Source organism: Novosphingobium sp. PhB57 (assembly GCF_004342985.1).
Taxonomy (GTDB): Bacteria; Pseudomonadota; Alphaproteobacteria; order Sphingomonadales; family Sphingomonadaceae; genus Novosphingobium.
In genome coordinates this window covers 101,315-124,450 of record NZ_SMBO01000009.1, presented here as the reverse complement: position 1 = coordinate 124,450, position 23,136 = coordinate 101,315, and the positions used below count along the sequence as shown (strand labels likewise).

Here is a 23,136-nt window from a genome sequence, read left to right as displayed (position 1 = left end):
AGCTACAGCAACAGGGCACCTGCATGACCGCCAATCCGTCTTCCGTGGCCAGCCAGCGCATCGCCGATATCCTGGCCGAGCGCATTCTCGCGGGCGACCTCGCCCCCGGTGCCCGGATCAAGCAGGACGAACTGGCGGAGGAACTCGACATCAGCCGCATCCCCGTGCGCGATGCACTGCGGATGCTCGAAGCGCGCGGGCTCGTGGTCATGCGGCCCAACGCCGGGGCGCGAGTCACCGCCCTGACCACGCGCGACCTGGAAGTCTCCTTCGAGATCCGCGCGCGCGTGGAACCTCTGCTGCTGGCCGAAAGCGTGCCCGGCCTGACCGAGGGCGACATTGCCGACCTTTCCGCGACGATGGCCCGGATCGAACGGGCGACCGATCTCGACGAGACCATCGCGCTGGGCCGGGAATTCCACTGGATCACGTATCGCCGTCACGACACGCCCTTGCTGGCGCAGATCGTCGAGCGTGTGTGGGATACGACGCAAAGCTACCGCCGCGCCTATATGAAGCTCTCGCTGGGCCAGGGAAACCGCACCCACGACGTGGAGCACCGGCTGCTCTACGATGCGATCTGCCGCGGCGAGATCGAGACGGCGCAATCGGTGCTGTCGATGCATATCCGGCGCACTTCGCTGGGCCTGCAGCGCTATGCCCACCTCCTGAGCGCGGCACCCGAGGCGCGCGCTGTGCCGCCCGAATGACCCGGCATAACGCCTGCCCGATCTCTTCGCCGCCGCGTTGCCTGCCCGCTCCGCAGACGGCTAGAGCATTGTCCGGTCAGGTGGAAACACCTGATGGCTCGGAAAATGCGACACATTGAAAGCTCGGAGCCGGGAAATCGACAGCCAGGAGGGAGCCTGCGCCGGATGCCGGATATTGCCGAACGCGCGCATAACATAGCCCAGTTGCGCGCCCTCGCCCGGCGCCGGCTGCCCCGTGCCATCTGGGAATTCGTGGAACGCGGCACGGAAGACGACCTGCTGATCGGCCGCAACGTTTCGGCGCTGCAGGCCCTGAACCTTCTGCCGCGGACCTTGCGGGACGTGTCCAGCCGCTCGGCCCGCACGACGCTGTTCGGACGCAGCCAGCCGCTGCCGCTCGTCATTGCCCCCACCGGCGTGGCCGATCTCATGTGGCACCGCGGAGAGCGCGCGATCGCGCGCGCGGCGGCGGCCGCCGGCATCCCCTTCACCCAGACGACCAGCTCCACCACCGCCTTTGCCGAGATCGCCAAAGTCGCCTCGGCCGGCCATTGGATGCAGATGTATCTCTGGGAACGGCGAGACCTCTCCTGGCAGGTCGTCGACGCCGCGCGCGATCATGGGGCGGACGTCCTGGTGCTCACGGTCGACACCCCGCTCTGGCCGCTGCGCGAATTCAACCGCCGCGCCGGCATGTCCAACCCAGTGCGCCCCAATGCCCGGCTGGTCGGAGATTTCCTGCGCCGCCCCGGCTGGCTGGCCTCAGTGATCGGCCGCTACATGCTCGAAGGCGGCCTGCCCCAGTTCGCCAACTACCCGGCCGAAGTGGGCGGCCGGGTCACGGGCAAAGTCGCCAGGGTGACCAATTCGGCCTCGGTGGACTGGAAGGACGTGGAGGCGCTGCGGCGGCGCTGGCCCGGCAAGCTGGTGGTGAAGGGCCTGCTCCATCCCGAGGATGCCCGGCTTGCCGTCGAGCACGGGGTGGACGGCATCGCGGTCTCCAACCACGGCGGGCGCAATTTCGATTCCTCGCCGCCCGCGATCGCCGCCCTTCCCGCGGTGGTCGATGCCGTTGCCGGCCGGGCGACCGTCCTGTTCGACAGCGGCGTGCGGCGGGGCGCAGACGTCATCAAGGCTTTGGCCTTGGGCGCCGATGCCGTGATGGTCGGCCGTGCGACGCTCTATGGCTGCGCCGCGGCGGGCGAGCGGGGCGCCGCCCATGCACTGTCCCTGCTCGCCAATGAGATCGACGTGGCCATGGCCATGCTGGGGATTGCCGCGCTGGACGAGCTGAACCGGGACTTCGTTTCCCCCGCCATCTAGCGCGCAACCTCGCGACCTTTCGAAGGCGCGATCTGGCCACCCGCGCGCCCGGCCTGCGGGCTATCGCATTTGGCTATTTCTGCCTCGATTGACCGGCGCCCGACTTGAGGCCGCCAGCAAAGCTCAGCAATCAGCCCTACACAATTGCGGTGGCGGCCGTGCTCGATGTGGTGGCCGAGTCGCAAGATTGCCGACCGTCGCTGGAGCCGGGCCGCTGCCGCGCGTGTCGCCAATAATGTCCGCCTCCCGAAACCAAGAGCAAGGGGCGGGCCAGAGGAGAAGTGCATGGAAGACCCCCGCGCCCTTATTGCGCGCGAACCGATGCATTACCGGCAGGTCATCGCCGTCGGTATCGCCACCGCGCTCAACGCACTCGACGGTTTCGACGTGCTCTCGATCAGCTTCGCCGCGCCCGGCATCGCCAGGGACTGGGGCATCGACCGCGCCGCCCTGGGCCTGGTTCTGTCGATGGAACTGTTCGGCATGGGTATCGGCGCCTTCGTGCTGGGCAACCTGGCCGACAAGGTGGGCCGCCGCCCGATGCTGCTCGCCTGCCTGGTGATCATGAGCATCGGCATGGCGCTCGCCTCGACCGCCGCCACCGTGCCGATCCTGTCCGCCTACCGCCTGTTCACCGGCCTGGGCATCGGCGGCATGCTGGCCGCGACCAATGCCGTCGTCGCGGAATGCTCGAACGCGCGCCGTCGCAACCTCACGGTCGCCATCATGGCAGGGGGCTATCCGATGGGTGCCATCGTCGGCGGTTCGGCCGCATCCTGGCTGCTCGCCGCGACGGGCCGGTGGGAATCGGTCTTCCAGTTCGGCGCCGTGGTGACGGTCTGCTTCATCCCGCTGGTGCTCTGGCTGGTGCCGGAAACCATGGCCTTCCTGCTGCTGAAGCGGCCTGCAGGGGCGCTGGACAAGATCAACCGCACGCTTGAGCGGCAGGGCCGCGCGCCCATCGCTGCCATGCCGCCCGCCGATCCGGTGCCGCAGAAGGCCGGCGTCAGCGCGCTCTTCGCGCCCGGCATGGCGCATGTCACGATCATGCTCACCGCCACGTATTTCTTCCATATGATGACCTTCTATTTCCTGGTGAAGTGGATTCCCAAGATCGTCGTCGATCTGGGCTTCCCGCCCGCGCTGGCCGGAGGCGTACTGGTCTGGGGTAACGTAGGCGGCGCGATCGGCTCGATCGCGGTCAGCCTGCTCAGCCAGAAAGTCGGGATCCGCCCGGTGGTGGTCGCCACGATGTTCCTGGGGGCCATGGCAGTCGTCGTCTTCGGCCAGGGCGCCGTCACGCTCGGCAGCCTCTCCGTGATCGCCGCGATCGCGTGCTTCTTCGCCAACGGAGCCACGGCCGGCCTCTATGCCGTGATCGCGCAAAGCTATCCCGCTGCCCTCAGGGCCGGCGGGACCGGTCTGGTCATCGGCATCGGCCGCGCCGGTGCGGCGCTCGGTCCGATCCTGGCAGGCGTGCTGTTCACCGCCGGATGGAGCCTCGCCCCGGTCGCCATCGCGCTGGGCTGCGGCACCCTGGTGGGCGGCGTGCTGCTCTCGCTGACGCGTTACCGCGAGAGCGCCATCGCCTGATAGGCCGATAAGAATCGCCTGATTGGCGGATAAAAATGACGGGACGGCCAGTTCGCAGCGGCCGTCCCGCTAAAATAGCAAGACCTTCCAGAGAGGACTTCCCGATGCGCTCCCCCCGCGCCCTGCATCTGCTTGCCTGCGGCTCCCTTGCCGTCCTGACCGCCGCTTTCCCCTATCAGCCCGTATTCGCCCAGTCGGTTCCCCCGGAATCGAAGGACGTGGGCGAAGGCACGCTTTCCACCCAGGCCCCTCCCGGTATTCGCCCGGCCAAGTCGCAGGCCCGTCCGGCCGAGGCGCTCCCCGGCGGCCGTCCCGGCCCCGAGGGCCTGCCCCAGAACATCCGCTGGACGGAAGACTGGTCCAGGCCCGCCGCCGCGGACGATCCCCTGCTGGTGAAGATCAAGCACATCCCCATCGCCAATGACGACGTCTACCTGACGCTCGGCGGCGAGGCGCGCGTCTACTACACCGACTGGCACCACTCCTCGCTGGGCCTGAAGCCGAACGACAACAACGACCCGGTCCAGTCGCGCCTGCGCCTGCTGGCAGACCTGCATGTCGGCCAGAACCTTCGCGCCTATGTCGAGCTGGGCGACAACCGCGAATACGGCGAACAGTTCGCCACCGCGCCCAACCGCGACAAAGTGGACGTCTACCAGGCCTTCGTCGACGTGACGGTGCCGCTGGGCAAGGCCGGCAAAGTGACCTTCCGCCCCGGCCGCTTCGAAATGCCGCTGGGCAACGGCAAGCTGGTGGGCGTGCGCGAAGGCCTGAACATGCGCTTCACCTACCAGGGCGTGCGCGCCACCTACATCCTGCCGGGCAAAGTCTCGGTAGACGTCTTCGCGGTGAAGCCGATCCTGATCGATCCGGGCACGTTCGACGACGGCCCGAACCACGCGCAGGACTTCCACGGCGTCTACATCAGCGCGCCCAACCGCATCGCCGGCTTCGGCACCGACCTCTACTGGTACGAGATGGAGCGCGACCGCGCGACCCTGGCCGCCGGTGTCGGCAAGGACGACCGCAACAACTGGGGCGGCCGCCTCTGGAAGCGCGGGGCCCGCTGGGACCTCGACCTCGAAGCCACCTATCAGAGCGGCTCCTTCATCGGCAAGGACATCGAAGCCTACGGCGCCATGTTCGAAGGCGGCTATACCCTGGGCGGCGCACCGATGAAGCCGCGGCTCGGCCTGCGCGCCAACTATTTCAGCGGCGACAAGGACCTGACCGACGGCAAGGTCGGCACGTTCGTTCCCGCCGCCGCGCGTCTGCCGCTCATCACCGAGGGCGCCTTCTTCAGCTTCTCCAACCTGATGGACATCTATCCCTCGGTGACGGTGAAGCCGCTTCCCGCGATCACCGTCATGGCCGGACCGGACTTCCTCTGGCGCGCGCGCAAGGGCGACGGCGTCTATATCGGCCCCTCGGGATCGAGCTTCACGCCTTACGATTCCAGCCGCTCGATCGGTACGGACCTCAACCTGGAGGCTTCGTGGCAGGCCACCGACCGCCTGGCGTTCCGTCTCTGGGAAACCTACTTCGCCGCCAGCGATTCGTTCCAGGCGAATGGCGGCAAGAACGGCAACTACTTCGGCCTCATGGCCAACTATCGCTTCTGAGGCGATCTGGAACGGCAGGCGATCCGGTACCGCCGGATCGCCTGCCGTGTACCCAGCTCAAAAGATCCGCCGCCTCGACATGCCGCGAGGACAGCGAAGCGTCAGGCCAGCAGGTCCTCGTAAAAGGCACCGAACGGCCGGGTGGGATGGCGGATCTGCATTTCCAGGATCCATAGCCCCTTGCCGGGCAAGGCATCGAAATCGCCCAGATTCCCGCCCTTGTGCACGGAGTGCGGATAGTCGCCGACCCGGTGTCCGCGGATGTCGAGGTTGAGCACCCAGCCCATCGCCCGCGCTTCTTCCTCGGCACGGGCATAAAGCGCGCGGCCAGTTACCTCGCCCTGCCCCCAGATCGCCTGCACCCGGTCGAACAGCACTTTCACGTCGCGCGCGCAGGCCTGCATCCCGGCATCCTCGCCAACGGTGAACGTGGCACCCACGTCGCCCTCGTGCCCGAAGAACACCGGGCCCATGTCGATGAAATAGATGTCGTCCGCGCCCAGGACGGCGTCGCCCTCGGATCGATCGCTGAAGATCTTCAGGGTGTTCTCGCCAAAGCGCACGAGCACGGGGTGCCAGGACTTCTCCAGACCCAGTTCCGCCAGCGCCGCCTCGCCGATGGCCACGGCCTCGCGCTCCCGCATGCCCGGGCGGACCTGGGCGACGATCCGTTCCAGCGCGCGCCAGGACAGGGCCTGGGCCTCGCGCAGAGCTTCAGGCGAATAGCCCGGTCCCACGGCTTCGCGCGGGGAAGAAAGGGTCGTCATCTCGGCTCCGTCATGGCTGTGGGAATCCTTCTGCACGCTCACGCCTCCGGATCGCCGTAGACCCAGGCCATCCTGCCCGAGCGCAGGCGCACTTCGCGGCGCACGTAGTCTATCTCATAGGCATCGGCATGGGCCAGGTCCTCGGCGGAGATCCGGAACAGCGTGCCCTCCACCGCGTCGTCCTCGCGGTCGCTCGGCTCCACCATCGGGTGCCAGCGCGTCCCGCTCTTGGCGATGACATCGGCGTCGGTGATCTCGATCATGCGCTGCCGCCAGCCGGGCATGGCGTCCGGCTCGCCCTCGATCCGCCGCCCGAACAGCGCCAGTTGAACCGCTTCCTGGCGCAAGGTGCCGTAGGAAAAGAGGTGAACGTCCTGCATGGTCACTCCGATCGCCGGCCCGAACGGCCGTATCGCGCCGGATACAGCGCTGCCCGCCTTATGCAAGCCCGGGCGCCGTCACGCGAGCACGGCGTTGACGATGCGGGCCTGGGTGAATTCGTCAAGCCCGGCCTGCCCCTGATGGCGCCCGATGCCCGATTGCTTCGCGCCGCCGATCGGCACCTCGAAAGGCAGGCTGAACACCCGGTTGACCCAGACCAGCCCGCTCTCGATGCGCCCCGCCAGCTTCAGGGCGCGCTCCGTGTCGCCGCTCCAGACCGAGGCGCCAAGGCCGTATTCGCTGTCGTTCACGCGGCTCACCGCCTCGTCCACGCTGTCATAGGCCAACAGCGGAATGACCGGACCGAACTGCTCCTCGCGCACGAGGCGGGCATGTTCGGGCAAGTCGCGGATCACGGTGGGCGGGACGAACCAGCCCTCTTCCGCCAGCGGCGCGCCGCCGACGACCACGCGTCCAAGCGCGCGGCTCTCTGCCAGAAGTCCCGTCAGCCGCGCGTGCTGTGCGGCGTTCTGGACCGGGCCCAGCGTAGCCGCGGGGTCGAGGCCGCTGCCGGTAACGGCCTGCCGCGCGAGGTCTGCCAGAGCGTCGCAGAGCGCGTCGATCTTTCCGCGCGGCGCATAGATGCGCTTGATGCCGATGCAGACTTGCCCGGCATTGGCCATGGCGCCTTCGAACAGCCGGGGCGCGATGGCGGAAATGTCTGCATCGTCGAGCACGAGCGCGGCATCATTGCCGCCCAGTTCCAGCGTGAAGCGCTTCAGGCTGTCCGCCGCCGAGGCCATGACCTTGCGCCCCGTTGCCGTCGATCCGGTGAAGCTGACATGAGCGATGCCGGGATCCGCGGCCAGCAGCGGACCCAGCGTTCCGTCGTCGCCCAAGGTCTGGAACACGCCGGGCGGCAGCAGGTCGGCCGCCAGTTCACCTAGCAGAAGCGCCGTCAGCGGCGTGGTCGGCGCGGGCTTGGCGATGACGCAGTTTCCCGCGACCAGTGCCGGCGCCAGCTTGAGCACCAGCAGCAGCAGCGGGAAATTCCACGGCACGATCGCCGCGACCACGCCCAGCGGGTAGCGCTGTTCGACGATCCGCTCCCCCGGTGCATCCACCAGCACGCGCTCCTCCAGCGTCAGGCCCGCATGATAGCGCAGCGCTTCGATGGAAGCGCCGACTTCGCCGCGTGCTTCCGCCAGCGGCTTGCCCTGCTCCTGAGTCAGCAGGCGGGCGAAAGCCTCCGCGCGGTCCGCCAGGGCCGAGGCCAGCGCTTCCAGAGCACGGGCACGGTCCTGCGCCGGGCTGTCGCGCCAGGCCGGAAAGGCCCGATTGGCGGCGGCAATCGCGCGTTGCGCCATGGCGCGATCGGCGCACCAGCTAGGCGTGAGCACCGTGCCGGTGGCGGGGTCGAAAACGTCGAAAGTGAAGGCGCCTTCGTGAAGACGCCCGTCGATAAGCATGGCTGGCTGCATGCCTGTCCCTTAGGCGCCGGACGCCGCGCCGTACACCCTGACCGCACCCGCGTCCCGCCCTGCCGGCACAGGCGAGGGAACAATCTCGAACCTTTGCAGTTGATTAGATGCGGGGTTGTGCCCGGCAGCAACGAAAGGAGCAGCCAGCCATGACAAGAATAGCGCCCTGTATGGGAGAAGAACGGAGGCTAGACCTCCTGACCATCGCCGGCATCACGGTGGTGCTGTGGATCGCGATCATCGGCATGGCCATGGTCGTGCTGTGACTTTCGACCCGGCACCTCAGCAGGCCACCTTGCGCAGGGATTTCTCGATCTCGCCGCCGCAATAGGCTTCGCCATATCGTTCCTTCGCGTCGCTCGCCAGACGCGCCAGCGCCGGCCTTTGCCCCATGCGGCCAACAAGTGCGGAAACCCGAGGTGCCGCGCGCTCCAGCAGCGATGCGATCTGGCCGAAGCGTTCGGCCATCGTTGACCAGAGCACGGCCGTGACCACATCGGCCAGGCCCGCCTCGTCGCCGCCGAGGAGATAACCCTCGCCGTCGCCCAGGCCGTGCGCGCGGCCGGTCGCTTCCCAGATGGCCATCCAGCGTTCCAGGCGCGGCAGGAACTCCTGCCATTCCTCCTCGTCCCACATCTCCCGTCCACCATCTATCGTGAGTTCGTCGATCACGTCATTGGCGTCGTTCACCACCTTGATCGATGCGGCCCGGCCTTCGGGCGTCGCGGGCAGGAGATCCAGCTTCTCGCCCAGATAGAGCGCGATGGCGGGCATCTGGGCGATGGCGAAGTCGTTCTCCCGGTCGATCAGGACCGGCGGCCCCATGAAAGGCACCGGCTGATCGCCGGGAGACTTGCCCATGAGATCGGCGATCTCATCGCTGTCGTGCTCGTTCCAGGTCTTGCCGGCGAAAGCCAGGATCCCGCGAAGGAACTGGCCGCGAAACGGGACGGGCCAATAGTAAAGATCGAAATCGGACATCGCGCGCAGGCTCCTCGGGACAGGGTCCTGAGGGGAAAGCCTCGCGCCGCGGGACGTTCCCGGGCCAAATCCCCGCAGCCCCACCCGGCCTGCCCCACCGCACGGTGCGGGGACCGAATGCCTCAGGGCTGCGGCGAAGGTCGGGCTTGCGGCGGCGGAGGAGGCGGCGGCGACACGATCTGCTCGATCACCTTGCGCCCGTCGATCTGCAGCCCGTTCTGGTCCAGCTTCACGTCGACCGGCGCGCCGTTGATCTGGGTCGAAAGCACCGCCTTGCCCTGTTCGACGCGCAGATTGGCATCGCCGAGCGGAATATCGCCGAGATCGGGCACGTCGAGCGGCTGGACCGGGCCTTCCGGATCGGGGCTCTCGGTCGCGCGCGGACGGGGCGCAGCGCGCTCGCCCAGGGCCTGCTGCATGAAGTCGCGCCAGATGCGCGCGGGGATGGTACCGCCGGAAACCCCCTTGAGCGGCGTATTGTCGTCATTCCCCACCCACACGCCGACCACGAGGTCCTTGGCATAGCCAACGAACAGCGCATCGCGGTTTTCCTGGCTGGTCCCGGTCTTGCCGTAGTTCGCCGCCTGGAGCCGCGCCCCGCGCCCGGTACCGCGATTGACGGCGCCGCGCAGCAGGGTCTCCATGTTCTCGTGGACATCGCTGGACAGGCTGCGGCGGCCGCTGATCAGCCCGTCGAACCAGCCTTCCTCCTTGGACTTGAACGCCGTGGGCACGACCGGGAAACGGTTGCCCGCGACACCCGCGTAAGCGGCGGTCAGTTCCATGAGGTTCATGCTGGAGGTACCCAGCGCCAGGCTGGGATCGCCATGGGGCAGCGGCGCAGTGACGCCCAGCTTGCGGGCCATGTCGATCACCGCCTTGTCGCCCACTTTCTGGAACAGGCGCACGGCGGCGACATTGCTGGAATGGGCGAAGGCATCGGCCAGCGTGATCGTCTTCGAATAGGCCCCGCCCGCGTTCTGGGGGCGGTAGTAGCCGATCTCGAACGGGGTGTTCTCGATGGTATCCTCGGGCTTCCACCCATCGTTCAGCGCGGCCAGGTAGACGAAGAGCTTGAAGGTGGAGCCCGGCTGCCTCTGTGCCTGGGTCACGCGGTTGAACGGCGACTTGGCGTAGTCCCTGCCGCCGACCATCGCCACCACTTCACCGTTCGGACGCATCGCCACGAGCGCAACTTGCGCGTTGCCGAGCGGCGCGCCTTCGATGGCGCGGCGCGCCGCGGCCTGGAGGCGCGAATCGAGCGTGGTCTTGTAAGTCTGCGCGGCATAGCTCGCCTCGTCGATCCCGCGCGCCTGCGGCAGCGCCCAGTCGGCGAAGTACGTGCCGGTCGGCAGGTCGTTGCGCGAGCGCACGTCGAGCCGCGGCGGACGCGTGGCGCGGGCTTGCGCGGGCGTCATGTAGCCGGCATCGACCATGGCCAGAAGCACCACTTTCATGCGCTTTTCGGCCAGGTCGTAATTGTTGGTGGGCGCCAGGCGAGAGGGCGCCTTCATAAGACCGGCCAGCATGGCCGACTGCGCCGGCGTCAGGCTTTCCGGCTTGCGGTGGAAATAGTGGAGCGAGGCGGCGCGAAGGCCATAAGTATTGTCACCGAAGTAGGCGTTCGAAAGGTAGCGTTCGAGGATCTCGTCCTTGGTGAGCCAGGCTTCCAGCCAGAACGCGATCAGCACTTCCCGCGCCTTGCGGGTGAGGCTGCGTTCGGAGGTGAGGAACGTGAACTTGGCCAACTGCTGGGTGATCGTGCTGCCGCCCTGGGTGCTGCCGCCGCTGACGTTGCTCCACAAGGCGCGGGCGATCCCGCGCGGGTCGATCCCCCAATGGCTGTAGAAGCGGCGGTCCTCGATGGCGATGAAAGCCTGAGTGACGTGGATCGGCAGCTTCTTCACTTCGACCGGCGCGTCGACGATGGCGCCGTTGCGGGCGATCGGCGTCCCGTCCGCGGCCAGCAGGGTGATCTGCGGCGGCGAGATCGGCTGCAGCGATTTCGACATGGGCGCGGTCACGGCCAGCCAGCCGATCGTCACGATGAAGAGCATGAGCAGCGCCGCCACCCCGCGCGAGAACCACCACCAGCGAGAGCGACGCCTTCGCGGCTTGCCTTCGGGCGGCGGAGGCGGGTTCGGGGAATGGGGGGAAAGGTCGCCCTGAGCGGGTCCGCCTTCCGGCAGACTGTCCAGGTTATCCAACGTCAAGGCCATGGTTTTCGGCTTCGCCTGCATTTCCCGTGTATCGGGCCCACCCCGGGCCGGATTCCGCCAATACGGGGTTCCGTGCCGCGTTGCGAGGCAATTGTTGTCGCAAAATCGACAAACCGCAGACCCGGCCCGATGACCATCGCGCCGGCCATGCTCTCGTTTACGCAGTCCCCGGGTCATCGGTCCTACCCAGCAGGGATAGGCCTTCGCTCTGCCGGGTTAGAGCGCGCGGCCCGGCCGGGCATTCGGTAGTATATGGTCCTGTAGATACATTCCGCCCTCACCCTCCGGTAGCGTCTTCCCATTCGCTTGAAGGAGGGAACGAGCGTGACGGCACTTGCAAAGATAGAAGCCCCGAGCCGCGAAGACCGGCAGAACCGCGGCCTGCTGACCCTGGACCAGAGCCTTGCGCTCGACAGCGAGTCCGCGATGGGCCTCTACGCCGCCCACCTCAACAAATACATGCTCCAGGTCTTCGACATCCTGGGCCTGGCGCAGATGGATATCGAAAGCGCGCAGGGCGCCGAGATCACCTTGCGCGACGGGCGCAGGATCCTCGATTACTCGGGCGGTTTCGGCGTGCTGGGGCTGGGCCACAACCACCCCCGCATCATCGCCGCAGAGCGCCGCTGCCACGATCTCAAGGTGCTGGACTGCATCAAGATCGCCCCGCACAAGCTGCAGGGCGCGCTGGCCTACAACATCTCCCGCTTCCTGCCGGAACCGCTCGACGTCTCGTTCCTCGCCGTCTCCGGCACCGAGGCCAACGAAGCGGCGATGAAGATCTGCGAGCGCGTGCAAACACCCAAGGGCAAGACCAAGTTCCTCTGCTTCAAGGGTGCCTTCCACGGCAAGACTCACGGCCCGCTCTCGCTCACCACGGCTACCGACGTGCAGAGCGGCTTCATCATGGGCGTGCCGAAGGAGAACGTGGTCTTCGCGACCTATGGCGACATCGCCTCGGTGCGCGAGGCGATCGCCCGCGAGAAGGCCGATATCGGTAAATCCGGCAGCGGCAACCGCATCATCGCCGGCATCATCGAGACGATCCGCGGCACCTCCTGCCACGTTCCCGATCCCGGCTTCCTCACCGAATTCGCGCAAGTCTGCCGCGAGAACGACATCCTGACGATCTTCGACGAAGTGAAGGTCGGCATGGGACGCACGGGCAAGTTCTGCGCCTTCCAGCACGAGGACGTGGTGCCCGACGTCGTCACGCTCGCCAAGACGCTGGGCGGCGGCAAGCGCGAGCTGGGCGCCATGGTCACTTCGCAGGCGCTGTTCGACAAGGCCTATGGCAACAAGAACGACTGCAACCTGCACAGCTCCAGCTTCAGCGGCATGGGCGAGACCTGCGCCGTCGGCATCGAGACGCTCAACGTGCTGGAGGACGAACGCCTGATCGAGCGCGCCGCCCGCATGGGTGAATATCTGCGCGCCGGGCTGGAGCGCCTGCGCGAAAAGTACCCGCGCAAGATCGTGTCGCTGCGCGGCAAGGGCTGCTTCCAGGCCATCGAGCTGAACTTCGGCCAGCAACTGGCTGAAAAGGCGATCGATATCCGCAAGAACCCGCTTTTCGTCACTTACGAGACGGTCCTGATCGGGGCGATGGCCCGCGAACTTTACGAGCGCCACGGCATCCTGGTGCACTTCCAGCCCGGCGCCCGCGACCTGCTGCATTTCATGCCGCCCTACATCGTTTCCGAAGCGCAGATCGATGCCCTGGTCGATGCCCTCGACGATGTGCTGGGCCGCGGCGTGGCCGATGCCACGGTGCGCTTCGTGGTCAAGAACATCAAGCGCGTGCTGGGCTGACGCCATGGCCACTCCCGCCGACAGGCTCACCTCCGCCCCGCGCAGCTTCACGGCTCCGCACGTCTCCGCCGCCGCTCCGGGCGGATGGATCGCCTGCGCCGCGATCCTGGTCCTCTCGCTGGTGCTGTTCCAGCTCAACGTCCATCACGGCATGGTCGTCACGCCGGACAGCACCCGCTACATGGGGATCAGCCCGATCCCCTACGACGCGCCGGTCTATCACTGGATGCTGGTGCTGCCCCATGCCCTGGGCATGCCGCTGCTGACGGCAGCCAGCGCCTGGGCGCTGGTCACCCTGGTGGCCAACGTGATCCTGATCTTCGCGCTGATCCGGCGCACGGCCGCAGACTGGCGCTATGCCGCCATCGGCACTGCGCTCATCGCATTGGCGCCGCAGTTCGTTTCGCTTCACGCTGCGGTGATCTCCGAGCCCCCGTTCATCACGTTCGTCCTGCTGACCCTGTGGTTCACGCTGGACTATTTCGAACGCGGCGCCCGGCGCGATCTCCTGATCGCTTCGCTGATGCTGGGCATGGCCACGCTTACCCGCTTCACCGCCCCGCCGATCGGCGCCGCCGTGGTCCTGGTGATCCTGGCGAACCCGCGACTGCCCTTCGGACGCCGGATCGCCGACAGTGCCCTGTTCGCCATTCCCGGCGCCGCGCTGTTCTTCGTCTGGGTCGTCGCCAGCACGCTGACGGTCGGCCATTCGATCGGGCGCGAACTGCGCTTCTACGGCAACATGGGTCCGGCACAGTGGTGGGCGAACCTGGAGACGACCGCCGCCTGGCTCCTGCCCGACGCCGTGCCGCTGGCCCTTCGCGTGCTGCTGCTCGTCGCCGTGCTCGGCTTCGCCGGCTGGCAGTTCGCCCGCCAACTCGCCGCCTGGCGCCGCGTTCGCCCCGATGCGACCCCGCGCGATGGGGGCTGCGACCCGCGCTTGGCGTTCTCGCTGATGCTCGGCCTGTCCTTCGTCGGCTACTTGGCTTTCGTCTGGCTCTCCACGGCGCTGGAAGCGAACCTGCAGTTCGTCGGCCGCTACGGTTTTCCGGCCTATGTCATGCTGGTCATGATGGTCACCGCGCAGGCCAGCGGCCTCGACCAGCGCCTCGGCGGCCTGCGGACGATCTGGCTGGCCCTTGCCGCCCTCGCCGCGCTGGTCCTCGTCGGCCACACGGTCCGCACTTCGGCCCGCACGTATCAGGTATTCCGCGAGGGTATCGGCTTCCTCAGCCTCGAATGGCGCGCCTCGCCGACCATCGCCGCCGTCGAAGCGCTCCCGGGCAATGCCTCGCTCTTTTCCAACGGCCCCGAAGTGGTCGCCCTGCTTACCCAGCGCAGCGCCCAGATCGTGCCGCAGGAGCGCCTGCTGCGCACCAACAGGCCCGATCCGGCCAACCCGCCCGAAGCCCAGCTTGCCCGCATCCGGGCCCAGGCGGACGCAGGCCTGCCGGTCTACGTGGTATGCTTCGACCGGATCGACTGGCGCTTCTACCTCGCCAGCGAACAGCGCCTGAAGCGCGACCTCTCGCTAGAACCTGCCGGCGCCTTCGCCGACGGCCGCATCTACCGCGTCAAAGCCACCCTGCATCCGTGAATGCCCCAAGTTCACCCCTCCGTTCCAGGAGAATCCGGAAATGAACACATCTGAAATGAGGGGGCCTGAAATTGCGGGACCCACCACGAAGGGCGCCGCATCGCGCAACCGGAAGACCGCGCGCCTGCGCGACTACCTGAGCCTTGCCCGCTTCGATCACGCCACCAAGCACGTCTTCGTGATCCCGGGCCTGATCCTGGCCTATGCGCTGCGCGAACCTTCGCTGCTGGACGCCCCGGCGCGGATCGTGATCGGCTTCGTGGTGGCGATCGCCATCGCCTCGGCCAACTACATCATCAACGAGTGGCTGGACCGCGAATCCGATGCCCACCATCCCAGCAAGCACCACCGCACCGCGGTGTCGCTGCAGCTCTCCCCGGCGCTGGTCTACCTGCAATACACGGTCTTCGCGGCCTTCGGCCTGGCCCTGGCGACCTCGCTGGGCAGCGCCTTCTTTACCGTGGCGGTCGTGTTCCTGGTCTCCGGCATCGTCTACAACGTGCGCCCGCTGCGCTCCAAGGACCGGCCGTTCCTGGACGTGGTCTCGGAATCGGTGAACAACCCCATCCGCCTGACCCTGGGCTGGCTGATGATGGACCCCTCCAGCATGCCGCCTGCCAGCCTCCTGCTGGCCTACTGGGCCGGCGGCGCGTTCCTGATGGGCTCCAAGCGCCTTTCCGAATATCGCGACATCACCGCCATGGTGGGGATCGAGACGCTGACCCGCTACCGCAAGTCCTTCGCCGGCTACACGGCGGAAAGCCTGGTGGTGAGCTGCCTGGTCTATGCCATGCTCTCCTCGTTCTTCCTGGGCGTGTTCCTCATCAAGTACCGGGTGGAATACATCCTGGCCTTCCCGTTCATCGCCGGGCTGTTCGGCTGCTACCTCTGGCTTTCGATGCTGCGCGACTCCATCGCCCAGCGGCCTGAGCGCATGTTCCGCTCGCGCCGCCTGATGACCACGCTGGGCATCACGGTGGGTGTGCTGCTGCTGCTCTCCTTCGTCGACCTGCCCAGCCTCACCGCGCTTTCCAACCGCAGCTTCACGCCGGTGGACATGCTGCCCGGCCACGGCAAGTAAGGGAGTGGAAACCGTGACCGACGTGGCCTGGAGCAAGGTGCGGCTCGTGGTGTTCGACCTCGACGGCACGCTCTACGACCAACCGCCGCTCCGCCGCGCGATGGCGCTGGAACTGGTCAAGCACAGCCTTCGCCGCCGCAGCCTGCGCACGGTGGAGACGCTGCGGGCCTTCCGCCAGATCCGCGAGCTGCTGGGCGAGGTGCAGGGGGACGACTTCAACAACGAGCAGTTCCGCCTCACCGCGCGGCGTTGCGGCTGCTCGGAAGGCGAGGTCCGCGCGCTTGTCGAGGAGTGGATCGAGCGCCGCCCGCTGGCCTTGCTGCCCCGCTACAAGGCGCGCGGGATCGACGGCCTGTTCTCGGCCCTGAGGGCGACCGGGCGGCGGATCGCGGTCTGGTCGGACTATCCCGTGAACGACAAGCTCGCCGCGCTCGGCCTCAAGGCGGACCACGTCATCTGGTCCGGAGACCGCGGTATCGGCCGGCTCAAGCCCGATCCCACCGGCCTGCTGGCCCTGCTGGAAGAGGCCGAAGTCACCGCGGAGGAAACGCTGGTCATCGGCGACCGGCAGGACCGCGACGCCGCCGGTGCCGCCGCGATCGGCGTGCCCTCGCTGATCCGCAGCGCCCGTTCCAGCGGCGATGCCCTGTTCCGTCGTTTCGACGATCCCCCGTTCGCACCCATCCTTGCGGAGGCCCGCCATGTCTGACCGAACCCGGCGCCATACCGACGCGGTCGCGCGCTGCGTGACGGCCATCGTCGATGTCCTGATCGACGAATCCCGCCCGGACCTGCCCGCGCCGGAGCGCGGCCTGGTGGCGGACTATGTGCGCGCAACCCTGGCCAGCATGCCGGACTATTTCCGCATCGGCTTCCGCGCGCTGGCCCTGGCTTTCGACGTGGCGGCGCTGCCGGCCCACGGGCAGCGCTTCTCACGCCTCGGCGCGGCCGAGCGACAGGCCCATCTCGCCGCCTGGCGCCGGTCCCGCATCGGCTTTCGCCGTTCGATGATCGCTTTCTACACGACTTTCGCCTGCTACGGCCTCTATTCGCTGCCCGCTACCGCGAACAGTGCGCAGGCGGCGAGGATCGCGGCATGAAGGGGGCTGCCAACGGCGCCAGACACGGCTCGGGCGAGATCGAGACCGAGATCCTCGTCATCGGATCCGGCCCCGGCGGCGCGGTGAGCGGAACGCTCTTCGCCGAAGCCGGGCGGGACGTGACCATGGTGGAGGAAGGCGATCATCTCGCCCTCGAAGCCGCGCCCCACTTCTCGCGCGAGGAAATGCTCCTCAAGTACCGCAATGCCGGTGTCGGCGTGGCGCTGGGGCGACACAAGCTGGCCTGGGTGGAGGGCCGCTGCGTGGGCGGCGGGAGCGAGGTCAATCGCGGCCTCTATCACCGCACCCCCGGCTATGTCTTCGACGACTGGCGGCGGCGCTTCGCGGTGCACAGTCTGGACCTGGCGGAAATGACGCCGCATTTCGCGGCCTGCGAGGCCGTCGCCCGGGTGGAATACGCCGGCAGTGCCGCCTCCGACATGTCGCGCCGCCTCCAGCAGGGCGCCCAGGCGCAAGGCTGGCTGGCGATCGAGGCGCCGCGCCTCTATCGCTACGACCATGACCATGGGCGCGGCGTGAAGCAATCGATGTCGGCCACATTCGTGCGCCGCTTCCTGGAGGCCGGCGGCGCGCTGCTTCCGGCAACCCGCATCGCCCGGCTCCGCCGCATGAACGGCCACTGGATCGCCGAGGGCACGCGCCGCGGCGAGGATGGCAGTCGGCGCGCGGTCACTTTCCGCGCAAAGACGGTGGTGGTTGCCTGCGGCGCGGTCCAGACGCCCGCCCTGCTGCGCCGCTCGGGGATCACGAAAAACGTCGGCGACAGCCTGCGCTTTCACCCCATGGTCAAAGTCGTCGCCGAATTCGACCGCGACGTGAACCATCCCGGAGACTTCGACCCGGTCCACCAGGTCAAGGAATTCGAGCCGCGCTTCGGCATGGGCTGCTCCATCAGCACGCCGGCCATGCTGGGCGTCGCGCTGTCGGGCCGGCCCGGCCACTGGGACCTGGTGGCTGAGCGCTGGCGGCGCATGGGCATATACTACGTCCAGTCCGGCGGCGGCGAGGCAAGCGTTCGCAACCTGCCCGGCTTCGAGGATCCCATCGTGCGGGTGCGCTTCTCGCAAGGCGATCTCTCGGTGCTGGGCGAAGGTCTCCGCCGGCTGTGCGAGGCGCTGTTCGCGGCGGGTGCGCAGCGGATCTATCCCTGTCTCGCAGGCTATCCTGACCTGCATTCCCCGGCGGACCTTGCCGGCCTGCCCGAACTGCTTCAGGCCAGCGATGGCAACGTCACGTCAGTCCACGTCTTCTCGTCCTGCCCGATGGGCGAGGACGACCGGCGTACCGCGGCCAATTCCTTCGGCAAGGTTCACGGCACCGACGGCCTCTACATCAACGACGCCTCGCTGCTCTGCGGGCCCACTTCGGTCAACCCGCAAGGCACGGTCATGGCCGTCGCCCATCGCAATGCCACTGAGGCCCTGACCCGCCGGTTCCACTGATCGGGTGCGGTGCGGGCCGGGTCGGCCCGCATCGACGCCTTTTGCCGCGGCGCCAAAGGCCAGCCGCGCTCTATCCCTCCATCATCGGGAATCCGACAAGAAGCAGCGCCCTGCCGGCGGGCCTTCCGGTGTCCTGGCGCATGCCTCCCGCTGCGGCGCAAGCCTAGCCGGCCTGGCCTGCCTTCATGACCAGCAGCGGAGACTCCCGCCGCATCGATACCAGCCAGCCCAGCGCGAACAGCGCGGTGGGCAGCCAGAGCAGCAGATGGGCCAGCAGGATCGTCGCCGTCGCCTGCTCGGCATCGACGCCGACGGCGCGGTAGGAAAGCATGCCGAAGAATTCGTAAGACCCGAAATGGCCCGGCAGCGCGGGCACCAGCGTGCCCAAGGTCGAGAATGCAAAGGCCACCAGCGGTTTCAATGCGCCGCCCACCTCGCCGCCCAGGCTCACCCAGGCACCGAACATGACGAGGCTTTCCAGCAGCCACAGCGCAAAGGACAGCAGGACCATGCCCAGGATGCGGCGCGGATCGCCGGTGCCGCGCACGGCCCCCGCCACCGAGCGGGCGGTCTGGGCAATGCGGGCCACCAGAGACAAGGGAAACGTGCGTTCGGCCCATCCGGCCACCGCCTCGATCGCGCCGGGCGAGAGCAGGACGAGCAGGCTCGCCCCTACCGCCACTAACAGCACGAGGCGAAACTGCGCCACGATCTCGGCCGGCAAGGCCGTGTCGACCAGAAGCAGCGCCAGCCCAGCGACCATCAGGATCGAGACGAGATCGAGCACGCGCTCCACCACCATGGCGCCGAGCACATGCCCCATCGGCAGCGAGAAACTGCGGTGGAACCAGTAGACGCGGAACACGTCGCCGAGGCGGAACGGCAGTATGTCGCTGATCCCGAAGCTGGCGACGAAAGGTGCAACGCTCGGCCCGAACGGCACTTGCCGCCCGCCCGGATCGAGCAGGACGCGAAACCGCCAGGCGCGGAGCAGGAAATCGAGCCCATAGGCAAGCAGCGCCAGCACCAGCGGCGGCCAGCTCGCCCGCGCCAGCAAGGCGCCCACGGCCGCCATGTCCACCGAAGTCCAGAGCAGCCCCAGGAACACCGCGCCAACCAGGGCGCCGAGCCAGAAGCGCAGTTGTCCGCCGCCCTTCTTGCTGCCGGCGTTGCCCCCCGCTCCTGCCGCTGCCCGGTCCATGGTCAGCCGTTGTCGCTGATCTGGGACTGATACTTGACGAAAAGCGTGGCCAGGGTGGTGCGGCTGGAAATGTCGAGCTTGCGGTAGATGTTGTGCAGGTGGATGCTCACCGTGCCTTCGGTCGATCCCACCATCCCGGCGATGGCCTTGTTCGAGAAGCCCCGGCAGACCAGCGCGCTGATCTCCTTTTCGCGCGGCGTCAGGCTGGCGATCTCGCCGCCGATATCGACGCCGCCGCCGCGCTTGGCCTTGGCCACGAGGTCTTCGGGCAGCCACTTGCGGCCGGCCATGACCTCATGCAGGCAATCCAGCAGCGAATCCGAGGCATAGTCCTTCAGCAGCAAACCCCAGACGCCAAGCCCGATGGCCTCGGCGATCTGCCTTCCGGTCATCGTGGCCGAGAGGAATATGACCCGCACAGGCCAGCCGTTCTCGCGAATGGCGCGCAGGATCGCCAGCCCGCCGACATCGGGCATCGACACGTCGAGCACGGCGACTTCGGGCCGCTTGTCGCGGATCACCGCCAAGGCGCGCGTACCGCTGCCCGTCGCTTCCACCAGTTCGACTTCGCGGGTCGCCTGGAGCAGGTCGGCCAGCCCGCGCAGCAGCAGCGGATGGTCGTCGGCAACGAGGACCCGGCAGGTCTTGAGGTTCACGACGCTCATGCCGCCTCGTCCAGCGGGATGACCATGGTGACGCGCAGCCCGTCGGCACTGTCATTGAGCGCGATCGAGCCGCCGAGCTGCATGGCGCGGCTGCGGAGCGAAACCGGGCCGATCCCGTTCGCCGCCGGTCCCAGGCCGCGCCCGTTGTCCACCACGCCGAGTTCGAGCGCGCTGCCCACGCGCCGCGCTTCCAGTGCGACGCGAGTGGCCGACCCATGGCGCACGGCATTGGCCGTCGCCTCGGAGAACAGCGCGATCACTTCCTCCACCAGGTTGCGCGGCAAGTGGGTGGAGCGGCCGTGCCAGTCGAAAGCGACGGTGACGCCCCATTTCTTCTCCAGCAGGTCCGCCTGGCGGCGCAAGTCCGCCACCATGTCGGTGGGCTGGTCCGCATAGACGTCGCGCTGTTCCTCCACGAAGCGGCGAATGCGCCGCTGCTGCTCGGTGACGAGTTCCTCGATCGCCTTGAGGTCCTGCGCCACGTCGGGTTCACGGGCGGCCAGGCTGCGCAATTTCAGGCTGGTCGCCGTGAGATCCTGGAGCACGCTGTCGTGCAGGTCCTGTCCCAAACGGCTGCGCTCCTCGGCACGGGCACTGTCGGCGCGCCGTGCCACAAGCTCGACGTGCTCCAGCTCGGAACCGGTGCGCGCGGCGATGATCTCGGTCAGGGCCAGGGCATCTTCGGGGCGGCCGTCCGGGTCCACCACGATCATCGCGCCGCGAAAGCGCAGGCCCGAGAAGCCGGAGCGCACGGCGTAGTCGTGCGGCAGGGGGCGCGGCAATCCCAGCGCATCGAGCGCCAGCGTCAATCCGGACATTTCTGCGGGGCTGACGAGGCTGGCGCGGGTGCGGTCCATGAAGTCCAGCCGCGCCTCCGCGAAGACGCTGCGGAACGTCGCCGGGTCGAGCGGCAGCAGGCGCAGGCCTTCCTTGCGCCAGTGGGCGATGAACCCGGTCGGCTCGTCCTGCTCGCGCCAGATGAGGATCAGGCTTTCGCAGCCGGTGATCGCGCCGGAATGGCCGCAGAGTTCCGCCAGCCAGCCGCGCCGGTCGCCGACGCCCGCATCCATCGGCCAGCCCGCCAGGCGCGCCAGCCGTTCGCGGCTGCTCTCGCGGTAGGCGCCGAAATAGCCGAGCATCACCGCGCAGACCAGGAAGTAGACGGTGCGGATGATCAGCACGTTCAGTTCCGATTCCCCGTCGAGGATGTCGGGAATGCCGATCGTGAACAGCACCACTTCCAGCATGACCGCGCCGATCATGGCGCCCATGAAGCCCCAGCGCACGGTCATCGCCAGCAAGGTGAAGGGCAGGAACGAGAAGAAGGGGCTGGTCAGTTCGTTGGTCAGGAACGCCAGCCAGCCGAGAATGGCGGTGTCCAGCACATGGACGAGGAAATGGACCGGACTGTCGACCGGCCGCCGGATCGGCACGGCCACCAGCACGATCGCCATGACGAGGTAGATCGCCAGCACGTCCTGCACTTCCGCGCGGTAGCGGCTGGGCTGGGTGGGGTCGAGATAGATCGCGATGACGGCGAAGATCGCCGTAATCAGCCGTCCATAGCTGATCAGCCGATTGGGATCGGTGATCAGCAAGGCATTGCGTGCCCGGCTGACGCCGGATGCCGTCGCGTCGAAAGTCCGCCCCATGTGTTCTTCGGTTCCTCGCGCCCGCGCGGCATAACGGCCGGAAGCGTAGGAAAAAGCTACGAAGCTGCCGCAATTTCGTCGAGTCAGACTTACTGCTGATCGGCCTGCGAAAAGGGATAAGTGTGCGGTCGAATCCGCAGAACCGATTGACGAATTCGGGCGCCGGGCCTAGTCAGCGCCCCAGCATCAAGAGTCGGGATCGCGCCCGGCACCAACCTGCTCCCGAGCAAGGTGGTACCTTCGCAGACATGCGAAGGGATGTGGCCGGACCGGCAACAAACGGGTTTTCCAGCTGCATCGCCGTCGTTCCTCCCCGGCTCGCCCGAAGTCCATCGCGCGCCAGAAGGAAGACCGCATGTCCGAACAGTTCCCCTCAGGACCCACGCAGCAGTTCGCCAGCGACAACTATGCCGGCATCTGCCCGGAAGCCTGGAACGCCATGGAGCAGGCAAACCGCGGCTCCGCGACCGCTTATGGCGAGGACGAATGGACGCGCCGCGCCGCCGACGCCTTCCGCGACCTTTTCGCCACCGACTGCGACGTCTATTTCGCCTTCAACGGCACGGCCGCCAATTCGCTGGCGCTGGCCGCCCTGTGCCAGTCCTACCACTCGGTGATCTGCTCGTCCTCGGCCCATGTCGAGACGGACGAGTGCGGCGCACCGGAGTTCTTCTCCAACGGCTCCAAGCTGCTCGTCGCCCAAAGCGCCGACGGCAAGCTGACCCCCGCCGCCATCCGCGGCCTGGCGACCGGCCGCTCGGACATCCACTTCCCCAAGCCCCGCGTCGTCACGATCACCCAGCCCACCGAAACCGGGCAGGTCTATACCGTGGCCGAGATCGAGGCGATTTCCGCGACCTGCCGCGAACTCGGGCTGAAGCTGCACATGGACGGCGCCCGTTTCGCCCATGCCTGCGCCGCCCTGGACTGTGCGCCGGCGCAGATCACCTGGCAGGCCGGCGTGGACGTGCTCTGCTTCGGCGGCACCAAGAACGGCATGGCGGCGGGCGAGGCGGTGATCTTCTTCGACCACGCGCTGTCCGAGGACTTCGCCTATCGCTGCAAGCAGGCCGGCCAGCTCGCCTCGAAGATGCGCTACCTTTCGGCGCCGTGGATCGGCGTGCTGGAAACCGGCGCCTGGCTGGGCAATGCCCGCCACGCCAATGCCTGCGCCCGCCGGCTGGCCGGCGCCGTCACCGGGATCGAAGGACTGGACCTCATCTTCCCGGTGGAGGCCAATGCCGTGTTCCTGGCCGCGCCCGAGCCGGTGCTGGACGGGCTGCGCGCCCGGGGATGGCGTTTCTACACGTTCATCGGCGGCGGTGCGCGGTTCATGTTCGCCTGGGATGCCGACCCCGCCCAAGTCGACCGTCTCGCCGCCGATGTGATCGCGCTGGCGCGGGAAAGCACCCTCGTGCCGCAAGGTTCGGGGACCGCGAATTTTCAGAGAAGCTCTGAGGAATTGGCAGTAAACACCGCATAACTTGC

The 23,136-nt window shown here is 67.7% G+C and carries 19 protein-coding genes and 1 riboswitch; of the genes, 11 read left to right on the top strand and 8 right to left on the bottom strand.

Annotated elements, in window-relative coordinates:
* Positions 1-23 precede the first annotated feature (23 nt).
* The 4 genes from EDF58_RS21745 (at position 24) to EDF58_RS21730 (ending at position 5,248) form a co-directional block, all read left to right on the top strand.
* A complete protein-coding gene (locus EDF58_RS21745; RefSeq protein WP_132269380.1) occupies positions 24-710 on the top strand; it encodes a GntR family transcriptional regulator in 687 nt (228 codons plus the stop codon).
* Between the two features lie 165 nt (positions 711-875).
* Entirely contained in the window at positions 876-2,033 is a 1,158-nt protein-coding gene (locus tag EDF58_RS21740) for an alpha-hydroxy acid oxidase (protein WP_132269378.1), read from the top strand.
* A 285-nt stretch (positions 2,034-2,318) separates the two neighbouring features.
* Positions 2,319-3,626, top strand: a complete 1,308-nt coding sequence (locus EDF58_RS21735; protein ID WP_132269376.1) for an MFS transporter — start codon at positions 2,319-2,321, stop codon at positions 3,624-3,626.
* A gap of 104 nt (positions 3,627-3,730) precedes the next feature.
* Positions 3,731-5,248 (top strand): alginate export family protein, encoded by a 1,518-nt coding sequence (locus EDF58_RS21730; RefSeq protein ID WP_132269374.1) that lies wholly within the window; start codon positions 3,731-3,733, stop codon positions 5,246-5,248.
* A 101-nt stretch (positions 5,249-5,349) separates the two neighbouring features.
* On the opposite strand, the gene EDF58_RS21725 is transcribed toward EDF58_RS21730, so the two are convergent.
* The 5 genes from EDF58_RS21725 to EDF58_RS21705 form a co-directional block, all read right to left on the bottom strand.
* Entirely contained in the window at positions 5,350-6,015 is a 666-nt protein-coding gene (locus EDF58_RS21725) for a M24 family metallopeptidase (protein ID WP_132269372.1), read from the bottom strand.
* Positions 6,016-6,053: 38 nt separating this feature from the next.
* Positions 6,054-6,395 carry a gamma-glutamylcyclotransferase family protein gene (locus tag EDF58_RS21720; RefSeq protein ID WP_132269370.1) on the bottom strand — a complete coding sequence of 114 codons (342 nt, stop codon included), beginning with the start codon at positions 6,393-6,395 and terminating at the stop codon, positions 6,054-6,056.
* A gap of 78 nt (positions 6,396-6,473) precedes the next feature.
* Positions 6,474-7,877, bottom strand: a complete 1,404-nt coding sequence (locus EDF58_RS21715; protein WP_132269368.1) for an aldehyde dehydrogenase family protein — start codon at positions 7,875-7,877, stop codon at positions 6,474-6,476.
* A 282-nt stretch (positions 7,878-8,159) separates the two neighbouring features.
* The gene (locus tag EDF58_RS21710) at positions 8,160-8,858 is read right to left on the bottom strand and encodes a glutathione S-transferase (protein WP_132269366.1); all 699 of its coding nucleotides are present in this window, start codon (positions 8,856-8,858) and stop codon (positions 8,160-8,162) included.
* Between the two features lie 122 nt (positions 8,859-8,980).
* Positions 8,981-11,077 (bottom strand): transglycosylase domain-containing protein, encoded by a 2,097-nt coding sequence (locus tag EDF58_RS21705; protein ID WP_132269364.1) that lies wholly within the window; start codon positions 11,075-11,077, stop codon positions 8,981-8,983.
* A 324-nt stretch (positions 11,078-11,401) separates the two neighbouring features.
* Here EDF58_RS21705 and EDF58_RS21700 point away from each other — a divergent pair, with 324 nt between their 5' ends.
* The 6 genes from EDF58_RS21700 to EDF58_RS21675 are packed head-to-tail and all read left to right on the top strand — an operon-like array spanning position 11,402 to position 18,130.
* Positions 11,402-12,889: an aspartate aminotransferase family protein gene (locus EDF58_RS21700; RefSeq protein WP_132269362.1), complete on the top strand. Its 1,488-nt coding sequence runs from the start codon at positions 11,402-11,404 to the stop codon at positions 12,887-12,889.
* Positions 12,890-12,893: 4 nt separating this feature from the next.
* On the top strand, positions 12,894-14,486 hold the full coding sequence (locus EDF58_RS21695; RefSeq protein ID WP_165921521.1) for a glycosyltransferase family 39 protein: 1,593 nt from the start codon (positions 12,894-12,896) through the stop codon (positions 14,484-14,486).
* A gap of 40 nt (positions 14,487-14,526) precedes the next feature.
* Entirely contained in the window at positions 14,527-15,567 is a 1,041-nt protein-coding gene (locus EDF58_RS21690) for a UbiA family prenyltransferase (RefSeq protein WP_207913092.1), read from the top strand.
* A gap of 13 nt (positions 15,568-15,580) precedes the next feature.
* On the top strand, positions 15,581-16,276 hold the full coding sequence (locus EDF58_RS21685) for an HAD family hydrolase (protein WP_165921520.1): 696 nt from the start codon (positions 15,581-15,583) through the stop codon (positions 16,274-16,276).
* A complete protein-coding gene (locus EDF58_RS21680; RefSeq protein ID WP_132269355.1) occupies positions 16,269-16,667 on the top strand; it encodes a hypothetical protein in 399 nt (132 codons plus the stop codon). The genes EDF58_RS21685 and EDF58_RS21680 overlap by 8 nt, the downstream gene beginning before the upstream one ends.
* The gene (locus EDF58_RS21675; protein ID WP_132269353.1) at positions 16,664-18,130 is read left to right on the top strand and encodes a GMC family oxidoreductase; all 1,467 of its coding nucleotides are present in this window, start codon (positions 16,664-16,666) and stop codon (positions 18,128-18,130) included. The genes EDF58_RS21680 and EDF58_RS21675 overlap by 4 nt, the downstream gene beginning before the upstream one ends.
* Before the next feature lie 163 nt (positions 18,131-18,293).
* Here the strand turns inward: EDF58_RS21675 and EDF58_RS21670 are convergent, their stop codons facing one another.
* From EDF58_RS21670 to EDF58_RS21660, 3 genes are read right to left on the bottom strand one after another with little or no spacing between them, the layout of a single operon-like run.
* Positions 18,294-19,331 carry a lysylphosphatidylglycerol synthase transmembrane domain-containing protein gene (locus tag EDF58_RS21670; RefSeq protein WP_132269351.1) on the bottom strand — a complete coding sequence of 346 codons (1,038 nt, stop codon included), beginning with the start codon at positions 19,329-19,331 and terminating at the stop codon, positions 18,294-18,296.
* Positions 19,332-19,333: 2 nt separating this feature from the next.
* Entirely contained in the window at positions 19,334-19,996 is a 663-nt protein-coding gene (locus EDF58_RS21665; protein WP_132269350.1) for a response regulator transcription factor, read from the bottom strand.
* The gene (locus EDF58_RS21660) at positions 19,993-21,648 is read right to left on the bottom strand and encodes a histidine kinase (protein WP_132269348.1); all 1,656 of its coding nucleotides are present in this window, start codon (positions 21,646-21,648) and stop codon (positions 19,993-19,995) included. Before EDF58_RS21660 ends, EDF58_RS21665 begins: the two co-directional genes overlap by 4 nt.
* Before the next feature lie 178 nt (positions 21,649-21,826).
* Positions 21,827-21,938: riboswitch (SAM-I-IV-variant riboswitch) on the top strand.
* A gap of 65 nt (positions 21,939-22,003) precedes the next feature.
* Between EDF58_RS21660 and EDF58_RS21655 the strand changes: the two genes are divergently transcribed.
* Positions 22,004-23,131, top strand: a complete 1,128-nt coding sequence (locus EDF58_RS21655) for a low specificity L-threonine aldolase (protein WP_132269346.1) — start codon at positions 22,004-22,006, stop codon at positions 23,129-23,131.
* The last annotated feature ends 5 nt before the right edge of the window (positions 23,132-23,136 follow it).

Excerpts from the sequence above, each read along its gene's own strand:
- EDF58_RS21745 (WP_132269380.1), top strand. The coding sequence starts at position 24 with ATGACCGCCAATCCGTCTTCCGTGGCCAGCCAGCGCATCGCCGATATC.
- EDF58_RS21740 (WP_132269378.1), top strand. The coding sequence starts at position 876 with ATGCCGGATATTGCCGAACGCGCGCATAACATAGCCCAGTTGCGCGCC.
- EDF58_RS21735 (WP_132269376.1), top strand. The coding sequence starts at position 2,319 with ATGGAAGACCCCCGCGCCCTTATTGCGCGCGAACCGATGCATTACCGG.
- EDF58_RS21730 (WP_132269374.1), top strand. The coding sequence starts at position 3,731 with ATGCGCTCCCCCCGCGCCCTGCATCTGCTTGCCTGCGGCTCCCTTGCC.
- EDF58_RS21725 (WP_132269372.1), bottom strand. The coding sequence starts at position 6,015 with ATGACGACCCTTTCTTCCCCGCGCGAAGCCGTGGGACCGGGCTATTCG.
- EDF58_RS21720 (WP_132269370.1), bottom strand. The coding sequence starts at position 6,395 with ATGCAGGACGTTCACCTCTTTTCCTACGGCACCTTGCGCCAGGAAGCG.
- EDF58_RS21715 (WP_132269368.1), bottom strand. The coding sequence starts at position 7,877 with ATGCAGCCAGCCATGCTTATCGACGGGCGTCTTCACGAAGGCGCCTTC.
- EDF58_RS21710 (WP_132269366.1), bottom strand. The coding sequence starts at position 8,858 with ATGTCCGATTTCGATCTTTACTATTGGCCCGTCCCGTTTCGCGGCCAG.
- EDF58_RS21705 (WP_132269364.1), bottom strand. The coding sequence starts at position 11,077 with ATGGCCTTGACGTTGGATAACCTGGACAGTCTGCCGGAAGGCGGACCC.
- EDF58_RS21695 (WP_165921521.1), top strand. The coding sequence starts at position 12,894 with ATGGCCACTCCCGCCGACAGGCTCACCTCCGCCCCGCGCAGCTTCACG.
- EDF58_RS21690 (WP_207913092.1), top strand. The coding sequence starts at position 14,527 with ATGAACACATCTGAAATGAGGGGGCCTGAAATTGCGGGACCCACCACG.
- EDF58_RS21680 (WP_132269355.1), top strand. The coding sequence starts at position 16,269 with ATGTCTGACCGAACCCGGCGCCATACCGACGCGGTCGCGCGCTGCGTG.
- EDF58_RS21675 (WP_132269353.1), top strand. The coding sequence starts at position 16,664 with ATGAAGGGGGCTGCCAACGGCGCCAGACACGGCTCGGGCGAGATCGAG.
- EDF58_RS21670 (WP_132269351.1), bottom strand. The coding sequence starts at position 19,331 with ATGGACCGGGCAGCGGCAGGAGCGGGGGGCAACGCCGGCAGCAAGAAG.
- EDF58_RS21665 (WP_132269350.1), bottom strand. The coding sequence starts at position 19,996 with ATGAGCGTCGTGAACCTCAAGACCTGCCGGGTCCTCGTTGCCGACGAC.
- EDF58_RS21660 (WP_132269348.1), bottom strand. The coding sequence starts at position 21,648 with ATGGGGCGGACTTTCGACGCGACGGCATCCGGCGTCAGCCGGGCACGC.
- EDF58_RS21655 (WP_132269346.1), top strand. The coding sequence starts at position 22,004 with ATGTCCGAACAGTTCCCCTCAGGACCCACGCAGCAGTTCGCCAGCGAC.